The sequence below is a fragment of the Rickettsia canadensis str. McKiel genome (assembly GCF_000014345.1).
GTDB lineage: Bacteria > Pseudomonadota > Alphaproteobacteria > Rickettsiales > Rickettsiaceae > Rickettsia > Rickettsia canadensis.
On record NC_009879.1, the window covers coordinates 523,427 to 544,459 of the forward strand.

Genomic DNA, 21,033 nt, shown 5'->3' on the forward strand with positions numbered 1-21,033 from the left:
AAAGTTCTACCAAGTGTAAGTACTGCTTGGGCGTGTATGTTATCGTTTTATTATACGTATGGTCGCTACCACAGGTTTATAGCCATTATTGTGGCTATCACACTTATTATAGGAATCGTTGCACTTATTTTTTATTTAGATGAGATATAATTTTAGTTTCTATATTGATATCAATATTATCTGCTTAAATTCGTATAGAATGTTATATATTTATTTTGGTAAATATCACTCAAATAACATTGGAATTCTAATATATTCATAGGTATATGGTTTTGATCATTGGCAATGAATGAGCGGTTCTAATATTAGAAAATGTTATTATATTAAAAATAATTAATAAAATAGAATGAATAACGATATATTAAGTGCTTTTTTACATGGCATTGTTTTAGCGCTTGGTTTAATAGTGCCACTCGGAGTACAAAATATTTTTATATTTAATCAAGGAGCAAAACAGCCAAAGTTTAGTAAGGTTTTACCTAGCATAATTGCGGCCTCAATATGCGATACTATTCTTATATGTATGGCAGTGCTTGGTATATCTTTGTTAATTCTTGAAATTTCTTGGTTAAAATTATTTATATTTATTGTTGGATTTATTTTTTTAATTTATATAGGATATAATACTTGGAATCAACTTCCTATTGATCTTACAACGAATTCTCAAGCTTTTTCAACTAAAAAACAAATTTTGTTTGCTATATCGGTGTCAATATTAAATCCCCATGCAATTATGGATACGATTGTAATAATAGGTACTAGTGCTTTAAAGTATAACGGTAGTGCAAAAATTATATTCACCTTAACTTGCATACTTATATCTTGGATATGGTTTTTTTCTTTAGCAGTTGCAGGTTATAATATTACCAAATTAAATAAAAGTAGTACGATTTTAATTATGATTAATAAAATAGCGGCTATTATTATTTGGGTAGTTGCTGTCTATATAGGAGTGCAGTTATTGCATGAAATCGGTTTTATTAACTAGAAGCTTAGAAGAAAATAGGAAAATTATTAAAGAAATGAGTAAATCTAATTTAGATTTACATTATATTCATTGTCCTTTAATTAAATATAAAATATTAGATTTTAATGTTAATATTTTAGCTAATTACTCAAATATAATAATCACTAGTAAATATGCTGCTATAATTATTACAAAACATTACATCAATCAAAATATTTGGGTAGTAGGTAACACATCAAAAAAATTGTTAGAAAACAAAGGTTTAAAAGTAACTTATACCGCTAAAAACTTGGAAGATTTGATTGAGCATTTTCCACCTAAGTTATATGAGCAGACTATATATTTATCTTCAAATGAAATTACTAAAGATTTACCTAATGAAATAGCTAGACATATCATTTATAGTGTAGAATATTTAAATGAGCTACCCGTATCTATTATAAAAGAATTTGAAAAAAATATTGATTTCATATTATGTTATTCTCAGAATAGTGCTAAAACTTTAGTAAAATTATTACTTCAGAATAATTTACTCCAATATGTACAAGAGAGTTTAGTTGTAGCTATAAGTTTGAAAGTCGCAAATATAGTGAGACCTTTTACAAAAAATGTGGTTTATTGTGATGATCAAAACCCTAACGATATAATCAAGTTATTATCTGACAATGCAAAAATTTAATAGTTTATTTAAAAGTAAAAATATCTTTTTTACAGCAATAGTAATATTTGTCTTATCTTTTTCTACTTTTTATCATAATAGAGCCGATATTTTAAAATTATTTAAAAGTGATGCCAAAGATTTAAGCCAAACGTTTTATACGGTAGAAGAAAGTAAATTAAATATTAGTGAAGAAAAAAATGAAGCGCCGCTATTATCTACTCAGTCTCTTTTAAATTATGTAAGTTCTTTAAAATTCCCTGAAGCATTATTGCCCAAACAGAAAATAGAAACTATAGTTAATGCAGCCTTATCCGGATACAAGGAACAAGGAGCAAAGCCTATAACTAATAGAAAAGTGACGAATGGCACAATAGGTATGCTCAAATCAATTGACTATACCGCAGATACTTCAAAAATATATACTATAGGTTATATTCATTACTTATTAAACGTAAATTTATTAGTATATAATTTTATGCAAGATAAAGATTATAGTAAAGAACTAAGAATAGTAAAATCCCATCTACTACCTCAAGATATAAGGAATATTTTAAATAACTTAGAAGCATATAATAACAATTATCTTTTCTCTAAATCAAGTAGTACGCAAGTAATTTTTCCTACACATCATAAATGGCTGGAAAAATTTATCAAAATTGAGAAAAAATCTTCTGTTATGATAATAAAAGAACAAGATAAAAATCTAATTTTAGAGAAATTAAACTATCTAATTGATTTTCTTTATTCAGAAAAATTTATGCAGGAGTTCATAAATCAAGATGTTTAGGTTATTATTAATATGTGCTACTTTTTTACTATTTTATTTTGGGTTTACTTTAATAGAGAGCTTTGATTCAAAAGTTTTTATTAGTTTGTACGATTATAATATTGAAACTACTTTGTTCTTTAATCTTATTTTAGGGCTTGTATTACTAATTTCTTGTTTTATTGTCATTAGATTTCTAATATTAATTATCGAGTTACCGTCTAAAATACATAATATTTTTCATAAACGAAAAGTTAATCATGATAGGTATGCTTTAATTTTAGCTTTTGCAGAATATATTATGAGTAATAAAGCTAAATCTGCTTCTATTGCCCGCACAAATTTATCTTCTGAAGATCTAAAAGACTCACAAGAATTTCATAATTTAATCTTAGCTGTAACTGAAGAGGATATAGATACAAAAATTTCTTATTTTCAAAAACTTATGAAATCTAAAGAATTCGCTTTTTACGGTAGCAAAAACCTAGCAAAACTTTATTATGATAAATCTTTGTATGAGGAAGCACAAAATTATGCAATAAAGGCTTATAATTTAAATGAACTTGATAGTGACAATTTAATTACTTTAATGCATTGTTACGGAAAGCTTTCTCTATGGACCAAATTTACTTTTATAACGAATAAACTCACAAAATTTCATAAATATGACTCTATAAAACAAATGCACGCAATTGTCGAGTATTACTTACTCGCAGCGAAGCAAGAAGTAGAAAGTAATAATATTGCTCATGCTATAGATTATTTGGAAACAGCTATAGATTTAAATTTTTATAATGGCGAGTTGTTAGAATTTTATTTTACTTTAAATAATAAGCTTAATGTTAATAAAAAGACCAAAATATTAAAAGATGCTTTTCGTATTGTTCCCTCTTTAAAGTTAGTACAGCTATTTAAAAAATTTACATCTCTATCAGATAGGCAAATTTACAAAGAATTAACTCAAGAGTTAGATGCTAAAAAAGATGAAATATTAATTTTGGCAATAGAAGCTTATTTAGAATTGTAGGTGTTGTTACATCCACGTCATTCCCGCAAAAGCTGGAATCCAGAAAACTATAATAAAAAACTTGTTTTTTATTATATCAAATAATGTAAATTACCTATATTAAGGTTATTTTTTTGGATTCCTACGATCAACGGAATGATAACCGTCCTGTGTTCCAAGTCATACAACAAAAACTAATATAAAAATAGTTTTTTTTGATTCTTACTAGTTTCTTCATTTATATTATTATTATGATGATGATAATTAGATTGGATTGTTATTAAATAATCCTTTATTGCTTTAGCAAATTCTTCAGTTTTATAACGAAAGAAATGGTCAGCACCGGTGATAATTTTATAATCAACTTTAATATGGGATTGTTGTTTAGATAATCTATTTGCTAGATTTTTTACATCATCTGCCGATACTATACTATCATTATCTCCCTGTAATATAAACCCTGGGATAGGACAAGGTGAAAGGAATGAAAAATCATATTTATGAATTGTATTAACTGGTGGTGAAATAGCAATAAAGTGATTTATTTCAGGACGTCGCATTACAAGCTGCATAGCTATCCATGCTCCGAACGAAAATCCTAATATTAGACTAGACTGAGCATTTGGGTTATTCTGCTGTAACCAATCGAGAGCTGCACCCGCATCAACAACTTCACCGACTCCATTATCAAATTTACCTTGCGATCCCCCTACTCCTCTAAAATTAATACGTAAGACGGTATAACCGTTATCTGCTAAAATTTTATAGGCATTATAAACTACTTTATTATTCATATTACCCTCATATAAAGGATGAGGATGAAGCACTAATGCAATAGGGGCATTAGGCGAGGTAGCTTTTGCATATCTTCCTTCAATTCGTCCTTCCGGACCATTAAAATAAACTTGCGGCATAATTATTCATAATATTTAATTTGTTCGATATTGATATTTTACCACTTTTTCTTATTAGTGCAACTATTCTTATATTTTAAGCCACTAGCATTAAAATACGATTTATTGACGTACGCTGCCATGTATACTAAAATAAATTCTTTTGATATAAAAATCGTAATTACAAGAGGTCAAGGTTTTAAAAAGCTTATCGAATTATTATCTACTAAAAGCCCTTTTGTAAAATATAGAGATCATAACTTAATTGGCAATTTTTGGGTATAAGAATGTCATATAGAGAGCCTGATTAGCTCTTAATTTATAAAATTGATGAAGATTTAATTATTTTTGAGCGTACCGGGACTCATTCAGATTTATTTTAAACCATATTTATAGCACCAGTAGCAAATTACTTTTGTAATTTGCTATTTACTATGATCTAAGCAAATACTGCTCGCTCAACTGCATCTACGCTATGTTGTACTAAACCCTTAGCGATTTCTTTAGTAATCATCTTTTTTAAACCGTTTTTTAGTTCTTGTCTAATACATCCAAGTATTTGCGGTTCTGCTACAATAATCAATTCCTTATATTTAGCTTGATTATTCCTTGCTATTTTTTCTAAATGCTTAATAACACTTTTTGCTGCTTCTTTATGTTCTATTTCTCTGAGAGAAGTATGAGGCTCAAATAATGATCCTGGTGTTGATTTATTTTGGTAAAAGCTTTGTCTTTTTTTTCTATGGTGGTGATGTTCCTCTAAATATAAAGATAATTTTAAAGGTTTATTAGTAGTAATTTTCACTCCTTGAGCGTCGTAAAGCATCATGTGCTTACTATCGATAACCGCAATTAATTTTAACGGTGCTGTAATTACCATAAATACCTCCATAAAAACTAGTTAGTAGTTTTATGATAATACTAATTATTTTTAAAACCTAATAATTTTTGTTTTTCACTATTAATTATTTGTTCAACCTTATCATTAAGTATACGTACATCTGTTTGCTCCACCTCTTCTTTTGCTATTACGCCAATAATTTTTACCTTTATAGTTCCAGGTTGCTTAAACCAAAAACCTCTAGGCCAAAATAAACCGGCATTATGAGCCATCATCACAATTGGAACTTTAGTAATTGAAGCAAGCTTTACAGCACTTGGCTTAAATTTTACTATTCTATCAGGCGGGACTTTGGTTGATTCTGGAAATATTATTAACCATAATCCTTCTTTTATTTTTTCCTGACCTTCTCTTAAAATCTGAGCAACCGAGCTATTAGTACCTCGATCCACCGCAATCGGTTTTACCATACGAAGCCCCCAACCAAGCAAGGGTATATTAAATAATTCACGCTTTAATACCCAAGAATGTTTAGGAATAATCAACTGCATAAACATTTGATCCCAAAAGGATTGGTGATTAGATACAACTATTGAGATTGTTGTCGGTAATTTCTCCAGCCCCTCTACTTCATATTTAAGACCGCAACAAATTTTTGCAAGCCACACAAAAGCATAAGAGAAGATAAGGGCAATTTTATATCTTATTTGATAGTTGACATTGAAATATGTTACTGGTATGTAGCATATAAGAAAGACAATAAATGTAAATAACGATAATAATCCATAAAATGATAAAATTCTTAAACGCCAAAGCATAATTATTAAAATAATTATATTAATTAAAATGGTACTTATAACATAATTTTACAATGAGTAAAATAAAAAGGCATTAAATGAAAAAAACTGTTCTTTCCGGTGTGCAAGCAACCGGTTCTTTGCATCTTGGTAACTATTTAGGTTCAATTAGAAACTGGGTTAAAATGCAAGAAGAATATAATTGTTTTTTCTTCTTAGCAGATTTGCATTCTATCACAGTTGATATTAAGCCGTCAGAACTTAATAATTCAATTATGGAGGTTATTGCACTCTATATAGCAGCAGGGTTAGAGGCCGATAAAGTAACAATTTTTGCACAAAGTATGGTAAAAGAGCATAGTGAGCTTGCTTGGCTACTAAGCTGCGTTACATCGCTTGGCTGGTTAAAGCGAATGATACAATTTAAAGATAAAGCAGGTAGCGATCAAGAAAAAGCTTGCCTTGGATTATTTTCCTATCCGGTACTTATGGCAGCGGATATTTTAATATATAAAGCTGATATAGTGCCTGTCGGTGAAGATCAAAAACAGCATCTAGAGTTAACAAGAGATATTGCAGGTATGATAAATAGGAAATTTAACAAAGAAATTCTAAAAGTACCTGAACCGCTAATTAATGGCTCAGGCACAAGGATCATGAGTTTGCGGGACGGGTTAAAGAAAATGAGTAAATCTGATATTTCGGATTTTTCGCGTATAAATTTGAAAGATGATAACGATCTTATTCATCAAAAAATAAAAAAAGCTAAAACTGATCATTTAAGCTTTGTGAGCTATGATAAAGAGACAAGACCTGAAATTAGTAATTTATTAGATATTTATAGAAGTTTATCCAAAGAAAGTTTGGAAAAAATAATCGCTAATTATCAAAATCAAGGATTCGCAAAATTTAAAGAAGATTTAGCAGAAATTATTATTACAAATCTACAACCGATACGTGATAAATATTTAGAATTAATGAATAATAAAGAGTATTTATTAAAAATACTTCACAAGGGAGCAGAAAAGGCAAGAATTAGAGCCTCTGAAACGGTAAATGAAGTGAAAGAACAATTTGGATTTATAATTTAAATTTATATATTTCAAGATTTCCATTGAAATATACAAGATTATTTGCTATGAATCTTCTTGGATAGGTGGCCGAGCGGTTTAAGGCACTAGTCTTGAAAACTGGCGTACGGGGAACCGTACCGTGGGTTCGAATCCCACCCTATCCGCCAGCTCATATTCTGCTTAAAATCAAGTTACTTCCAAAAAAGTATAAACAGTAATAACTTAGTATAAAGTATTTATAGTGATATTATATCTGTAATATTGCTAAAAAGTTATTCTGATGAATAAAGAAGATTGATTGTACATTTAAAATACTAGAATTACAAATTAAAGATACTAAATCTAAAGTTATAACAAGTAAAACTAGGTTATTACTGACATGATAGAGAAAAAAGCTTTAGAATCCAAGCTTTTGACAGTTCTAAAAAGAATAACAAAATATAACTTTATTCCTCATATTAATTCAGGTGATTCACTTTTTATTTGGAGAAGGAAATTTAAGCTTTTCTATTAGCTTAATGAAAAAATTATAACAACTACTCAGGTGTATTATTACTTCTACATATGAAGATTATGGTGATGAAGCCGCTTAATTACATGCATATAAACTTAGAAAAGTTGTATTACATATAATGTAAATGCAACTAAATTACATAAAACTTTTAATCACAATTTTTTCCGCTATCTTATTGTTGCCTTGCTTAATGTATTGATACTAATTCTCATTCTATATTACCCAATTTAATGATGCTAAACTAAATTAGTTTAGCATCATTAAATTTGAGAAACTGCCCTGCTACTATATTTGCATAATTAGGAATTATAGTAGGAGTAGTATATGGAGTCAACTCTTCCTCATGCCCGTTGAATATTTTATCACTTCTTACAAAGAATTTATTTACTTATATAGTTTATATATATCATTCATTGCCTGATTAAGGTTAATATATATACCTGCTCCAGTAATAAATTTGTACCTATAGTAACTTTGCTTGAAGATTCATCTCAAATCATTACTACGCTAGATTTAAACTTTCTAAGGCTGCTCCTCAATAACTTTAAATACACTTTTTCTCCAAATACAAAATGTTCAAATATTGGGTTTACTCCTTCTGATTTAACCCTATCTAAGAATTTTTGATTAACTTTATCTAATTGATCTTCTTTTTTATGTACCGAAAGTTTTTCTTTAGTTTCCGGATTATATTGACAAGTATCATATTTTGATCTTTATGTACTTGTGCATTAGTATATCGTCTGTCAAACAAGTAATTATACAACCGTTAGAAAAAAGAGGAATTTTTTATCATTTTTTAAATTATTATAATCTTTTATACATTCTGCTTTTGTAAGATTATGAGGTATAGCTGTAGTGTCTATTAATTTCATTTCGGGGTTTGCATATTTAATTTGTTTTCTTTGCTCTTAGTAAATTTGCCTTTACTTCCGTTGGTAGCTGATGCCCACTCCAAATAAATTGACTACTGTTTTTCATTGATTTTAAAATGTATCCTTTAATCCTATCAATCACTGCACCTATAAAATGACTTGCTTTTGTATCTGATTAGTATTTATTTGACTATGACTTAATTCTTCAATGTTTATATCAGCATTCTCAACTTTCAAGCCTTCTTTTTCATAGTCTTTCTGCAATGCTACTCTAATTCCCAATGTATTACTGTTGTCACCGATACATTAAAAACTAAGCAATGCTACAAGTCAATTGTTTTCATATAATTCCTCAATTAATTTAGATATTATTTGCTATTATCGTTCTAATTCACTCAACATTATTTTAGCAGCTTTTATGCCTGCTTCTTTTGAGGTTTTTATATTAGTAGTTTCAGTATGGAAAGTTATTTTACTACTTTCAAGGTTACCGAGCATGAAATCGGTTTCTATATTATCTTTATCTAAATATTTAGAGTAAGCAGCAATCGGCGTGCGACAATTAGCATCTAGATATTCTAAAAATGCTCTTTCAGGCTTTATTAATTCAAAGGTAGTAAGATGATTAATTTGGTTGCATGTCTCAAGCATAGCATTATCGTCTTTTCTAATCTCAACTGCAATGACTCCCTGCCCTATACACGGCAACATCTGTGAATACTCTATCAAATGACAATATTGAGGATTAAATGCATTAAGTCTTTTTAACCCTGCATATGCTAAAATCGTTGCATCAACTTCACCATTCATTAGCTTTTTTATTCTTGAGTCAACGTTCCCTCTAAAAACTGTTACCTTTAAATCAGATCTTATTTTTTCGATAAATGTTTTTCTTCGTACTGCCGAGCTACCTATTATGGCATTTTGCGGCAGCTCTTCTATAGATTTATATTTTAGACAAACAAAAACATCTCTAGGGTCTTCACGCTCTAAAACGGCAGCAATTATTAAATCTTCAGGAATCCTTCCAGGCACATCCTTTAAAGAATGAACAGCTAAGTCAATTTTTTTATCAAGTAAAGCTTGCTCTATTTCCTTTAAAAATAAGGCTTTACCGCCTATATCGTATAAGGGTTTATTTTGGATTAAATCACCGCTAGTAGTAATAGGCACTATTTTATAATTAATATCAGGAACAAATTGTTTAATTTGCTGAATAACTAAATTAGTTTGAATTAAAGCAAGTGGACTTTTTCTTGTACCTATTCTGATAGAATGTGTCATTTATTTTCTATTATTTCAAAAGGACTAGTAAAACTTAAAACACTATCGCTTATCGTTACGTCATGATTCATAATAATTGGATGATTTATTTCGCTATGCCCTATTCCTTCAGCTGTATAAGCTTCTATATTTTGGATATGCTTTAAGCAAAAATCTTTTATAATCAGCCCTATTATTTTACCTGTTATATTTCCTCCACTAACTTTACTTATATTCACCATTATTGCCTTTAAAAATATTTATTATAGGTGTAATAGCCTGCACTGAACTGTGAATAGTTGGGATATTATAGTGGTTGTTTAGTAATAAATATAAAACGGTAATATTGCTATAGTCTATCAGGATTTTATTCTATTTTTGTTTTATATTAAAACAATTTTCTACAAATTCACCGTAACTGTATCCACTGTTACCAGTCCAAATTATTTTAACCTGTGCCTTTTCCAAGGCTTTCTTTAAAGATGCTCTCCCTTTCTGCTTTTGTATCGACAAAAAATGCTAATGCTATCACCTGAAAAACATCGACTAAAGTTTTAAATCTTTGTAAAGGTAACATTAATAGCTTCCTTTAATTTATCCTGTGCATCATCCGGATAACCCTGACCGTAGGAGTTATTATCTGCTTCCGTTAACTCTCCATTAAGCATTTGTCGGTTATCATGTCTTATGGCATAATCTATAGCATTCAATAGATATTAAATCTTTTTAATGTTGTTTGTTAAAAATAATTATTTTCATAGATAAGGATGCTAATTTATGGTTTGATTTTACGTCATTGCAAGGAAAAATTGTAAATTTTGACGAAGCAAGGAAGAATAAAAATGCTAATTTAGCATTGTTTGATTTTTTTAGATAATCAGTAAATGCTGTAACAAAAAGTACTATATACTTACTGTTCCTGCTTATCGTTTTCTGCCCAAATTTTTCCAGCATACAGTTCTATTATTATTTTCTTATATAATGCAAGCCCTACCCCTCTCTGCCTCCTGCCGGTGTGCGTACGTGTTTTAGAGCTTACAACAAATACACCGATATAGGTTGTAATTCTTCCTTTGGTACTCCTATGCCATTGTCCTTTATAGTGAAAATATTATCTTCCTGTATGTATAGATCAATTTTTATTATTCCTGACTACAATAGTTTATAGCATTAATAATTCAATTATTGAATGTGTGTTTAATATAATGAGGATTACAGTTAAATATTATATTTTCTTCAATATTAGGTGTAAAATTTAGGGTTTTACTGTTTAGATATAGTTTCTTAGATATTTGAATTCTTTTGTATAGCAATTTGCTTAAGTTTATATTTTCTTTATAATTCAGACTGGATAATTTTGAAAAATCTAGAATATTATTTATTAAGCTATTTAATCTAATAGAGCTTGTAGCTATAATTTCTAGTGTATTGCAACGCTGATCTTCATTAAATCTTATCATAATTATCCCATAAGGTTTCACAAAGGCTAATAATACCCGGTTATCGGTGTATTTATTTCATGGTTTATTTTACGTAAAAATTCATGTTTCAACTCAAGTAATTTTTCAAGTTCTTTGTTCTCGATAATTAACTCTAGTGCCTCTAAATGAGCATTGTACAGCTTTAATTAATCTTTCTTGCTCTTGCCTTGGTTTTAAGAATACTATAAAAAAAGACTACTAAATAATGTTAAGAAATATCTTACTTTTAAATGGAAGCTATATATACTAATTAATAACTTATCATCCATAAAATAATTTATAAAACTTTGCAAGTATAACTTTGCAATTATAAGTAAGTTAATTATCAAACTCATTAATTGCAACTGATCAAAACTACTTGATTTAATAAGTAAATTACTAATAACAAACGTAGCAATAAACCAAGATAAAGATATAATATAATTCTTTTTAAATTTTAAAGACCATAAAGGATATTAATATTGTGGTAGTTATAAGTGTGGTATGGTAATAAATGTTATATATCTCCAAATGGTTCCTTATTCTATATAAGGATGAGAACATTGATATTAAAATAAAACCGACCTAAGTAAAGTCACAAATGTTCTTTTTCTCTCTTTCCTAATTTATTTTAACTGCTAACGGTTCTTTTAAAGAACTCAAACCACCTAGTTACTTTAAAATATAATAACTTCCAAGGAAAAAGTAAATTTACGATAGCGGTTAATATTCGATTAATACTTAAAACCACTCTTAAAGAAAATATTTGCCACAATATAATAAATAGTTAATATTGCAGCAATTATACCAATAAAAAAACTTTTTGATATTTGTTTTGTATTTTTGCCATCAATATTCTTTGCAAGATTGAAGGACTAAGTGACGTAAAATATATAAAAAATAAAATATCCCAAATTTAGGACTATTATAGTGAAACAATCCTTGTAAATCAGTTAGACGAGTTTGTATATTTGAGTCTAGAATATGTTGGTCGCTAAAAATATGCAATACAATAATTCCTATTACCGGAATAACGCTACTATAGGTAAAAAACTGTACCTTTTTAGTAAAAGTAACCGATTTTACACCACCAAAAAAGCAGAATAGCTTATTATTACGGTGGTTATATATAAATCTATGTAGAATTTGCAATATTAAATGAATAGCTATAATATTAAGCTTGCTACATGGAATTGCATAGCAATCATCCTACCTATAGTTATTAATATACTAACTTTGTGGCCCGGGGTACGCCCTTCCCTATTATTTCCGCTGCCGATAAGCTACCCAAAAAATTCTCAAAACTAGGAGTTATAAAGTAACTAATTAATTCCCAACTAACGACGTTACCAAATATACTAGGTAATAAAGTAAAACAAGCAATCCGTATATATTCTTAAATTATCAATTAAAAAAGTACTAGTAACGATCGAAGTAGCAATAAGAGTTGCAACTATTGTAACTGTGGCAAAATCACTTTGCCCTAATCTATATATTCACAAATATTGTTTATATTTAGAAGTCCAACTAGCACATTAATCACTAAAAGCTAGTAAAAACAATGATATCTATATTTGGCATAGAATTAAGTTATCAGGTAGCAATAAAGATAAATGATAATAAAGATAAAAAACAAACAATATTTTTGTAAAGTTAAAGAATATAGGCTTTGTTGCATGACTTGTTTTATGTCATTCATTTCCGCCTAGGCAGGAAGAAAAACTTTATATATATTTATTTTATCAAATTAATAAACCTTAACATCATTAATATTACTTCCGTTTAATATAGCCAGCCGGTATTTGCTGTATGTTTTGTATATTTCCTGAATTTAGTAATTGAAAAGGTGTATACATAAAAAAAGCTCCAAAATTTATATTATATTTTACAATAAAATTACCATGAAACATGGTTTTTCATTTACGCTTTTAAAATATATAAAAAGTTACTAATATCAATAAATTATTAAATTTAATACCAAGGTGCTAATGATAGCTCTATGCTAATCCCTTTAACGCTAATACTAGATTCTTTAACGGCAAGATATTTTTCTACTCTAATTAAAGCAATTGCTTTATTATGGTAACTTGAACATATTATACCGATTGTATCGTTATCTGCAAGTATTTCTTCATCTTTAACTAATGAGGATAAATCTTCATCTGCTATAACTTTATATATCTTTCTTCTTATAATCCCTTGATATTTAGCTCTTGAAATGACTTCTTGTCCTACATAACAACCTTTATAGTAGCTAATCCCGTTTAATTCTTCACCGCCATATAAAATTGGGATAGATTTATTGAAAGATAAATCTTCTACACCGTCTATTATTGCAAAATTATATTTATCTTCTAGATATATTGGATTCTTGTCTTCACGGGAATGACATAAAGGGTCGAGAGTATCTTTTAATGTTCTATTTACTATTGAACGAAAACCAAGCTTAGTATAGCGAGGATCACGAGATGTCACTAGTGTGTCTATATCTAATTTTTGATGTGAGTAGATAACTTTATATTTGTCATGGCAGTCTATTATTTGTATTTTGGAACGAAATTTATAGAAATTTAAATGATCTATTAAAGTAGCTTTATTACTTTTATCAATATCAAGGTAAAGTTCCTCAAAGTTATGAATATACACAAAAAAATCAAATAGGTATTTTCCTTTATTGTTAAGTAAATAAGTATAACAGTATTTACTTTTCTTTATATCATTAGTAACAAGATTTTGTAGGAATTTTACAGAATCTAAACCTATTATTTTAATAACCTCTCTATCACTTAATATTTCATACATAGTTATAATATTATTGACTTTATACGTTCCTATAACTACTATACTCTAAATTTATATTAAATTAAACTTAATAATCATGAGATGTTCATCTTACTGTACTTCTACCGAATATAAGATGATTGATCTAGTTACTAATTTAAAAAAGATTGGTCTTGAACCTCAACATTTTGACGATGTTTTATATATTCGGAAAGAGATAAATAAAGATTCTGATTTTATAGAGATATTTTTCTTTCCGTTTGGTTGTGTAACTATTTGGGGCGATGATGAAATTCAAGAAAAAATAATTTTAAGTGATACTGATTTAGTAACAGTAAATAAGCTTAAAGAACCGGTATCAGATTATATTTATTGTGAATATAATACGGAGGTTGAAAAAACCTTTATTGATGAAGAAAAAAATAAAATTATCTTAGCTGATAAATCGATTTTTGTTAAACTCTCTATTTCTTATGCTCTTGCACAATCAGTTAAACTTAGCGTTCTTGAGCAATCTGTTAGTAACTTGATTATTCAGACAACTCCTATACAGCAGGAACTCGCTAGAACCGGTAGCGTATCACTTTCTAAAAAGGAAATATTACAGCAAATAGGTATATTATTTAACGAACGTTATTCAATTAGTCTGCATAGTGATATATTCGATACTCCGGAATTCTTTTGGCGTCGCCCGAGCTATGAGCCTCTATATCTTATGACGGCAGAGTTTCAAGACATAGAAATACGGCAAAATATAATGAATCATCGTCTTAATATGATTCATGAGCTTTTGAATATTCTTTCAAACGATCTTAATTATAAACATTCTACCAAACTTGAGTGGATCATTATTATTTTAATCGGTCTTGAAGTTGTTTTATCTTTATCTCATACTAATCTTTTCTTAAAAATTATCGGAGCTTTATAGAATCCCTTCTATGCAAATGATCGATAATCAAAAAACATTAGAAGAAGTTTGTAAACAGTTAGCAAGTAAGACATGCTTAAGCATAGATACAGAATTTGAGCGTCGCTATACTTATTATGCTCAGCTTAGTATAATTCAAGTTAAAGCAGAAAATTATTGCGGAATAATTGATGCATTAAGCAATGTGGATCTAAATATTTTTAATAAGCTGCTTGCAGACAATAATATTACTAAAATATTTCATGCTCCTCGTGAAGATTTAGAGATTTTCTATAACTTGTTTAAAACACTACCTTCTAATGTTTTTGATATACAAATTGCAGCGAATATTTGTGGATTCGGTAAACAACTAAGCTATGATGATCTTTGTTATAAACTATTCGGTATTGCTATTGATAAAACTCATCAAAAATCTAACTGGTTAAAACGTCCTATTACTAGTGATATGTTAAATTATGCTATGTTAGACGTTGAGTATTTATATAAGATATATAAAGAGTTAAATAATATAATTATTAGAAGTAATTTAGTTAATAAATATCAAACTACTCTTGGCTCTTTATTAGATGTTAGAAATTATAAGGTTGAGCCAAAAGATGCTTGGAAAAAAATAAAATATAGAAGTGATGATAAGAGCTTTAACCGTAGAATTCAAATACTTGCAGCTTATCGCGAAAAGAATGCACAAACTATAGATATTCCTCGTAAGCATTTTATTTTAGATGAAGATTTAATAAAGTTGTGTAAATACTCGCCGGTAACAAATAAAGATTTTAAAAATCTAAATTTAAAAAGCAAATATTTGTATAAACAAAAATATAAAGATGAAATAATAAGTTTGTGTAATAACTTTTTTATGTTATAATATTATTATAGCCCTTATTGTAGGGCTTCTATGTCATTCCCACTTTGCCGGTATGACATAGAGAGCATTGTTCAAGCCATGCCACATATTATAAATCATACCGAGATCACAAATTTAAGCTTAATATCATGAGATTCAACTGGAAAATTATTGATTAATTGTTCTTTTAAACAAACTCCGGCGGTTAATATATTTGGGTTATTATTTAAATATTGATCAAAATGTCCTTTGCCGTATCCAAGCCTATAACCATCACTACTAAATGCAAGACCTGGGATAATAACTAACTCAGGAATAAAAAGATCATTATTGATAGGCTCAAAAGTTTTAAAATTACCTAAAGCTAATGAGTCCTTATAATGATAAGGACAATATTGTATCTCATTTTTTATAATTTTTGGTAGGAAAAATTTTATTTCAGGATGTAAGTTTGTTATTTCAAGTAAATTAATTTCATATTTTAGAGGGTAATAGAGACCAACGGTTTGGATTTCTAACTTCTTTAATAAATGGCTAATTTTACTTATTAAGGAGTGTCTGACCAAGCCGGAAGTAATTTTTTCTTGGGTTTTTATTAAAAGATCTTTGAAATAAATACGCAGTTCTTGCTTGTTCATTATTACTGTCATGCCCATACTCTTCTATGCCCCAGCTTTTGCGAGAATTATCACATATTGATCGTTCTTTTATCCACACTAAGAGCTGCTTCTTTTATAGCTTCGCTTAATGTTGGGTGGGCGTGGCAGGTTCGTGCTATATCTTCCGCTGCTGCTCCGAATTCCATATAAGCGGTAAGCTCGGCAATTAATGTACCTGCATCTGCTCCTATAATATGTGCTCCTAATACCTTATCGGTTTTACTATCGGCAAGAATTTTTACCATACCTTCTGTACTACCGATCACTCTTGCTCTACTATTTGCTAAAAACGGAAACTTACCTACTGTATAATTAATGCCTTTTTCTTTTAGCTGCTCTTCCGTTTCACCGACACTTGCTACTTCAGGATAAGTATATATCACGCTTGGAATCAAATTATAATTCACATGCCCTGTGTGCCCTGCAATAATTTCCACGGCAGCTACTGCCTCTTCTTCGGCTTTATGAGCAAGCATCGCTCCTTTTACAACATCACCGACTGCATAAATATTTGAAACAGTTGTTTGGAAATGATTATTAATCTCAATTCTACCTTGCTTATCTGTAATAATACCAACAGACTCAAGCCCCAAATTTTGCGTATAGGCTTTTCTGCCTACTGCTATTAATACCACATCGCTCGTTATTACCACGTTTTTACCACCCTCCTCTATTGTCAGATTTACTTTTCCTGATTTTACTTCTGCAGACAATACTTTAGTATTTAGTTTAAACTGTATACCCTGTTTTTGCTGTAACTTCATAAATTGCATAGCAATTTCTTTATCAAGCATAGGTACAATACTTGCTGCATACTCAACAACTATTACTTTAGCTCCTAGGCGACGCCAAACTGAACCAAGTTCTAATCCTATATACCCCCCACCGACTACTATTAAGTTCTCAGGTACTTTAGAAAGCTTCAAAGCACCGGTAGATGAAACAATAAATTCCTCATCAATTTTAATATTCGGTATTTCTATGATGCTAGAGCCTGTAGTAATTAAGATATTTTTAGCTTTAATTTGCTCATTATTTACTTCAACGATGTTGTTAGAGATAATTTTAGCTTCACCTTTTATTCTAGTAACCTTATTCTTGGCAAATAGGCTTTCTATACCTTTTGTAAGATTAAGGACTAACTTATCTTTATTAACAAGCATTTTTTGTAAGTCTAATTTTATCTCTGCAGTAATACCGATACTTTCAAAATGCTTTAAAGCTTCTTCATATTTTTTAGAGGAATGAAGTAAAGCTTTTGATGGTATGCATCCTATATTTAAACAAGTGCCGCCAAGAGCATCGTTTTTCTCAATGCACGCTACTTTCATATTGAGCTGAGCAGCTCTAATACTGCCTGTATAACCTGCTGGACCGCTACCTATTACCACTAAATCAAATTCTTGCATACTTGTACCTTATATTATTATCAATTTGTCATACCGTGGCTTTGACAACGGTATCCAAAAAAATTAAAAAAACTCGATCCTGCGATCAAGTTGCGGATTGATAAATTGTATTTTCTCAGTTACACGGGAAATGAAATAAATCATACACCACTATTACCTCTATAACAACTTTAATCTTATACTATTCTTATTTGGTGAAGCAATAAAACTAATTAAATTAATATTATCTTTAAAAAAGTTTGTATAATTTTGTAGTAAAAAGAACATCTTTTTAGAAATAGTGTAATTATGACGAAGATTTAGTGAATTTGACTCACCAATATTTTTTATTTCTCTCATTAAAGCTAAAGGATTATCAAACTCAAGGCTAATATTTTCATAATCAACAATTACTTCGGCAAATCCTGTCTGTGAAAATAAAATCGGAACATGATCAAAATGAATAAAAGGAGAAATATGAGGAGAATGTGCAAAATTACTCATTATTTCTGCCTCTATCAAAACTTTACGTAAGTTTTTTAGACTATCACCACCGACAAAATTACCGATAAAAATGCCCTCAGGTTTTAAAAATGTTCTAATATTAGATAGAAAACGTTGTACATCATTTATCCAGTGTAATCCTAATGAATAAACAATTAAATCAAAAGAATTTGAAGGAAATTCTAAATCTTCATCATCAATTAATAACTTACGATCATGATTAAATGAATCAAGCAACAAAGGAGACATATCTATTGCGGTAATATCGGCATTTCGATAAGTATCTTTTAGTAAACCTGTAAGATAACCGCACTTTGCAGATATTTCTAGAATATCAGAAAAATTGTTATTAATCAGCTTTAACCTATCAATTAGGTCACCCTCTGCATATTTGATAAATAAGCTGTTACTTATTCCCTCTACTGCATTATTTCGGTGATTTTTTAGTTTTGATCTGTTGAATATATAATTCTCTCAATTTATAAGTTTTCTTTCTTTTTCTATATTACTCGATTCCCTGGGAGCTTTATATAACTACTTATACACAATAATACTAATATAAATTAAATAATATATGAATCAAGCATTGAAATTATTTCTAATGATATCATTCTTATATTTCTTTCGATAATATATTTTATAATTCTCATTCTGCATATCATTAAACCACTGCTCTTGTTGTTTTTTAATATGATAATTTAAGGAATTAGATTTGCTATTACTAGTTTGGAAATTATCTTTACAAAATTTTAAAAAACCTGAAATTAACGTTTCTACTGCATTAGTCTCAGATTTTTTCTCAAGAAATTGCATAGAAAAATTAGCACGATTATTATGTTTTAAATAAAATTGTTTATATTTCTCATGAATTTTCTTTTCTTTTTTTATTTGTTGTTCTGAAAAAGATAATTTTTCTTCTAATAATTTATGAATTTTGGTACAATCACTCCAAGGTAATTTTATTATTACCTGCGCTTCTTGACATTCAAAATTTTCCTGAATATTGTTAAAATCAGCATTTGCTACTGTACTTACTAATATTAAAAAACATACTATTAACTTAGGTTCTATGAACAAAAATTTTAAATAATCTATTTTAGCTCTTTTTAGCTGCAAATTATAAGATTTTTTTGAAATAGAAATAACTCTTCCTGTAAAAACCTTATTAATTTTTGCATAACAATATCTTAATATATAAATATTAAAATTTTTGTTCATAGAACCTAATATTCATAAATTTAATTAATTTTAGCAGGAATCGGTATCATAATACTACTTCTGTATCTTTGATTGCTACTAAAAAGTGACTTTTTTTGAACTTTGTTATTATTTACCGAAATTTTGTTTTCTACAACTACTTCATTATTCTTTAGATAACTATGTAAGGATGCTTTATAAAGTGCCATGTTACTTGCTATTTTAACTACATCTTGCTTATATTGAAACCCTAAAGAATAATTGGCTGAGTGGTAATGTGCTATCGCTTTGTGCCAGCTACCTAGTTGGTCATATTTTGAACGCAAAAATTTTGCACCATAACGAATGTTATGATTTGGATCAAATGCCTGTTCAAGAGAATTAAAAGCCTCTAAATGATGTCTTAAGTTAATCTGCATGCATCCGACGTCAATACTCTCGTTCCCTTTTATAAGCTCTATTCTAACAAAACGTACAGCTTCTCTTTTATTGTTAAAATAATAGCCTTTCCCTCGGACATTTACTGTCCAAGGCCATACTACTCTAATTTTATGGGTTGTATGTTGTTTACCCGATTCTTTTAAAGCTATTGAATGTAGTGTATTAGATGGGATATTAAATTTTTTTTCAAAATAAGGAAAAAGCTTAGAGCATTTAAAAGATTCAGCTATTTCAGGATCAGCAATAGCCGGCTTAGAAAAGAAAATAAAGGAAAATAATAGAATTAGTATGATTATTGTGTCATGCACCCATTTTCTTACATTATTCCTCACCTCTCTTATGTCATCCCCGCGTAAGCCGGAATCCAAAAAAAAAATAATATATTTTGCTTTGACGTTTTTGTTGGATCCTGTAGCCCCGCCACGGGGATGACCTATTGTTTTTCCAAATCATACCGGCAACGCTAAAATAACTTAAATTAAGATAAATTAGCGTATCATAACTTATCTTATGAGACAAGGAAAGTTATAATATTATTAGGTTAGATCGTTAATATCATAATTATTTTCAGCAATACCTAACATTTTAATATATTCATTTATAACTTCCGTAAAATATTTTGATATTGATTTATTTTGCTGAAAAAATATTTCATCTTACATCAATTTCTTTAAGCCATTGATATGTATGTCGTCATTATTTCTATAATAAATCAATACAATCGTTTAGTAACGCCTGCAATATTGTTGCTTTTAATAGATCACTTTTAGTTGCCAGTAAATTTGGGGCAAGTATAACTCTAATATTTCCTTACCTTTTATAATAGCTTCATTCTTATTTTTTGCTTCTTGTGAAACTGTTCTAAGGATAATAAACCTTTCTCAATAAAATATGTGTTTTGAATTTTTGAAAACGGAAATATATAGAATTAGTAAAATAAAATATAAGATTTTGTGTAGAAATTATTAATTTTTTTTAAGAAAAAAATAAGCTATCATAACTCCTCTTATGAAATCAGACGAGTTATGATATTTAAGATGTAAAGACTTAATCTAAATTTGAACTAAAATCTTCAAAAATTGTTTCAGCTGCTACAAAGTCAATTTCTCTGTTAACTACAAACCGGAGTAGGATTTACTTATTAATTGTATTAATACTTGCCTTAACCCACTCTA

Annotated in this window: 17 protein-coding genes, 1 tRNA gene and 1 pseudogene; 8 read left to right on the top strand and 11 right to left on the bottom strand. The window is 28.8% G+C overall.

What is annotated here, in order from left to right:
* Window positions 1–346 precede the first annotated feature (346 nt).
* Genes A1E_RS02220 through A1E_RS02235 form a run of 4 tightly spaced genes read left to right on the top strand, consistent with a single transcriptional unit; the run spans window position 347 to window position 3,421 of the window.
* Complete coding sequence (locus A1E_RS02220; protein WP_012148619.1) at window positions 347–988, top strand: LysE/ArgO family amino acid transporter; 642 nt, start codon at window positions 347–349, stop codon at window positions 986–988.
* The gene (locus A1E_RS02225) at window positions 966–1,646 is read left to right on the top strand and encodes a uroporphyrinogen-III synthase (protein ID WP_012148620.1); all 681 of its coding nucleotides are present in this window, start codon (window positions 966–968) and stop codon (window positions 1,644–1,646) included. The genes A1E_RS02220 and A1E_RS02225 overlap by 23 nt, the downstream gene beginning before the upstream one ends.
* Window positions 1,633–2,415, top strand: a complete 783-nt coding sequence (locus A1E_RS02230; RefSeq protein ID WP_012148621.1) for a palindromic element RPE2 domain-containing protein — start codon at window positions 1,633–1,635, stop codon at window positions 2,413–2,415. The genes A1E_RS02225 and A1E_RS02230 overlap by 14 nt, the downstream gene beginning before the upstream one ends.
* Window positions 2,408–3,421 carry a tetratricopeptide repeat protein gene (locus A1E_RS02235; RefSeq protein ID WP_012148622.1) on the top strand — a complete coding sequence of 338 codons (1,014 nt, stop codon included), beginning with the start codon at window positions 2,408–2,410 and terminating at the stop codon, window positions 3,419–3,421. Before A1E_RS02230 ends, A1E_RS02235 begins: the two co-directional genes overlap by 8 nt.
* 173 nt (window positions 3,422–3,594) lie before the next feature.
* On the opposite strand, the gene A1E_RS02240 is transcribed toward A1E_RS02235, so the two are convergent.
* The 3 genes from A1E_RS02240 to A1E_RS02250 form a co-directional block, all read right to left on the bottom strand.
* Window positions 3,595–4,314 (bottom strand): alpha/beta hydrolase, encoded by a 720-nt coding sequence (locus tag A1E_RS02240; RefSeq protein ID WP_012148623.1) that lies wholly within the window; start codon window positions 4,312–4,314, stop codon window positions 3,595–3,597.
* A gap of 418 nt (window positions 4,315–4,732) precedes the next feature.
* Complete coding sequence (locus A1E_RS02245; protein ID WP_012148625.1) at window positions 4,733–5,173, bottom strand: host attachment protein; 441 nt, start codon at window positions 5,171–5,173, stop codon at window positions 4,733–4,735.
* A 41-nt stretch (window positions 5,174–5,214) separates the two neighbouring features.
* Entirely contained in the window at window positions 5,215–5,952 is a 738-nt protein-coding gene (locus A1E_RS02250) for a lysophospholipid acyltransferase family protein (protein ID WP_014363858.1), read from the bottom strand.
* Window positions 5,953–6,029: 77 nt separating this feature from the next.
* On the opposite strand from A1E_RS02250, the gene trpS reads away from it, so the two are divergent.
* Window positions 6,030–7,022, top strand: coding sequence for a tryptophan--tRNA ligase (gene trpS / locus A1E_RS02255; RefSeq protein WP_012148627.1), 993 nt, complete (start codon window positions 6,030–6,032; stop codon window positions 7,020–7,022).
* Between the two features lie 59 nt (window positions 7,023–7,081).
* A tRNA-Ser gene (locus A1E_RS02260) sits at window positions 7,082–7,171 on the top strand.
* Between the two features lie 1,600 nt (window positions 7,172–8,771).
* Here A1E_RS02260 and hemC read toward each other — a convergent pair.
* The 3 genes and pseudogenes from hemC to ygfZ all read right to left on the bottom strand — a co-directional run bounded on the left by hemC (window position 8,772) and on the right by ygfZ (window position 13,918).
* Window positions 8,772–9,677, bottom strand: coding sequence for a hydroxymethylbilane synthase (gene hemC, locus A1E_RS02265; RefSeq protein WP_012148629.1), 906 nt, complete (start codon window positions 9,675–9,677; stop codon window positions 8,772–8,774).
* Window positions 9,674–10,264, bottom strand: a pseudogene (locus A1E_RS06805) (LD-carboxypeptidase); the annotation flags it as partial. The pseudogene A1E_RS06805 and the gene hemC, both read right to left, overlap by 4 nt.
* 2,823 nt (window positions 10,265–13,087) lie before the next feature.
* Complete coding sequence (gene ygfZ, locus A1E_RS02285) at window positions 13,088–13,918, bottom strand: CAF17-like 4Fe-4S cluster assembly/insertion protein YgfZ (RefSeq protein ID WP_012148636.1); 831 nt, start codon at window positions 13,916–13,918, stop codon at window positions 13,088–13,090.
* 115 nt (window positions 13,919–14,033) lie between these two features.
* Between ygfZ and A1E_RS02290 the strand changes: the two genes are divergently transcribed.
* Window positions 14,034–14,825, top strand: a complete 792-nt coding sequence (locus A1E_RS02290) for an RMD1 family protein (RefSeq protein ID WP_012148637.1) — start codon at window positions 14,034–14,036, stop codon at window positions 14,823–14,825.
* A gap of 10 nt (window positions 14,826–14,835) precedes the next feature.
* On the top strand, window positions 14,836–15,690 hold the full coding sequence (locus tag A1E_RS02295; protein ID WP_012148638.1) for a ribonuclease D: 855 nt from the start codon (window positions 14,836–14,838) through the stop codon (window positions 15,688–15,690).
* Between the two features lie 95 nt (window positions 15,691–15,785).
* On the opposite strand, the gene A1E_RS02300 is transcribed toward A1E_RS02295, so the two are convergent.
* From A1E_RS02300 to A1E_RS02320, 5 genes are all read right to left on the bottom strand, one after another.
* A complete protein-coding gene (locus A1E_RS02300) occupies window positions 15,786–16,307 on the bottom strand; it encodes a 5-formyltetrahydrofolate cyclo-ligase (RefSeq protein WP_014363866.1) in 522 nt (173 codons plus the stop codon).
* Window positions 16,308–16,357: 50 nt separating this feature from the next.
* On the bottom strand, window positions 16,358–17,737 hold the full coding sequence (gene lpdA, locus A1E_RS02305; protein WP_012148640.1) for a dihydrolipoyl dehydrogenase: 1,380 nt from the start codon (window positions 17,735–17,737) through the stop codon (window positions 16,358–16,360).
* A gap of 159 nt (window positions 17,738–17,896) precedes the next feature.
* Window positions 17,897–18,592, bottom strand: a complete 696-nt coding sequence (locus A1E_RS02310) for a methyltransferase domain-containing protein (protein WP_081422197.1) — start codon at window positions 18,590–18,592, stop codon at window positions 17,897–17,899.
* 207 nt (window positions 18,593–18,799) lie between these two features.
* Complete coding sequence (locus tag A1E_RS02315) at window positions 18,800–19,291, bottom strand: DUF2532 domain-containing protein (protein ID WP_049749258.1); 492 nt, start codon at window positions 19,289–19,291, stop codon at window positions 18,800–18,802.
* A gap of 167 nt (window positions 19,292–19,458) precedes the next feature.
* Complete coding sequence (locus A1E_RS02320) at window positions 19,459–20,226, bottom strand: lytic transglycosylase domain-containing protein (protein WP_012148643.1); 768 nt, start codon at window positions 20,224–20,226, stop codon at window positions 19,459–19,461.
* Between the last annotated feature and the right edge of the window lie 807 nt (window positions 20,227–21,033).

Excerpts from the sequence above, each read along its gene's own strand:
- A1E_RS02250 (WP_014363858.1), bottom strand. The coding sequence starts at position 5,952 with ATGCTTTGGCGTTTAAGAATTTTATCATTTTATGGATTATTATCGTTA.
- A1E_RS02225 (WP_012148620.1), top strand. The coding sequence starts at position 966 with ATGAAATCGGTTTTATTAACTAGAAGCTTAGAAGAAAATAGGAAAATT.
- ygfZ (WP_012148636.1), bottom strand. The coding sequence starts at position 13,918 with ATGTATGAAATATTAAGTGATAGAGAGGTTATTAAAATAATAGGTTTA.
- A1E_RS02235 (WP_012148622.1), top strand. The coding sequence starts at position 2,408 with ATGTTTAGGTTATTATTAATATGTGCTACTTTTTTACTATTTTATTTT.
- lpdA (WP_012148640.1), bottom strand. The coding sequence starts at position 17,737 with ATGCAAGAATTTGATTTAGTGGTAATAGGTAGCGGTCCAGCAGGTTAT.
- A1E_RS02300 (WP_014363866.1), bottom strand. The coding sequence starts at position 16,307 with ATGAACAAGCAAGAACTGCGTATTTATTTCAAAGATCTTTTAATAAAA.
- A1E_RS02220 (WP_012148619.1), top strand. The coding sequence starts at position 347 with ATGAATAACGATATATTAAGTGCTTTTTTACATGGCATTGTTTTAGCG.
- hemC (WP_012148629.1), bottom strand. The coding sequence starts at position 9,677 with ATGACACATTCTATCAGAATAGGTACAAGAAAAAGTCCACTTGCTTTA.
- trpS (WP_012148627.1), top strand. The coding sequence starts at position 6,030 with ATGAAAAAAACTGTTCTTTCCGGTGTGCAAGCAACCGGTTCTTTGCAT.
- A1E_RS02295 (WP_012148638.1), top strand. The coding sequence starts at position 14,836 with ATGCAAATGATCGATAATCAAAAAACATTAGAAGAAGTTTGTAAACAG.
- A1E_RS02245 (WP_012148625.1), bottom strand. The coding sequence starts at position 5,173 with ATGGTAATTACAGCACCGTTAAAATTAATTGCGGTTATCGATAGTAAG.
- A1E_RS02230 (WP_012148621.1), top strand. The coding sequence starts at position 1,633 with ATGCAAAAATTTAATAGTTTATTTAAAAGTAAAAATATCTTTTTTACA.
- A1E_RS02240 (WP_012148623.1), bottom strand. The coding sequence starts at position 4,314 with ATGCCGCAAGTTTATTTTAATGGTCCGGAAGGACGAATTGAAGGAAGA.
- A1E_RS02290 (WP_012148637.1), top strand. The coding sequence starts at position 14,034 with ATGATTGATCTAGTTACTAATTTAAAAAAGATTGGTCTTGAACCTCAA.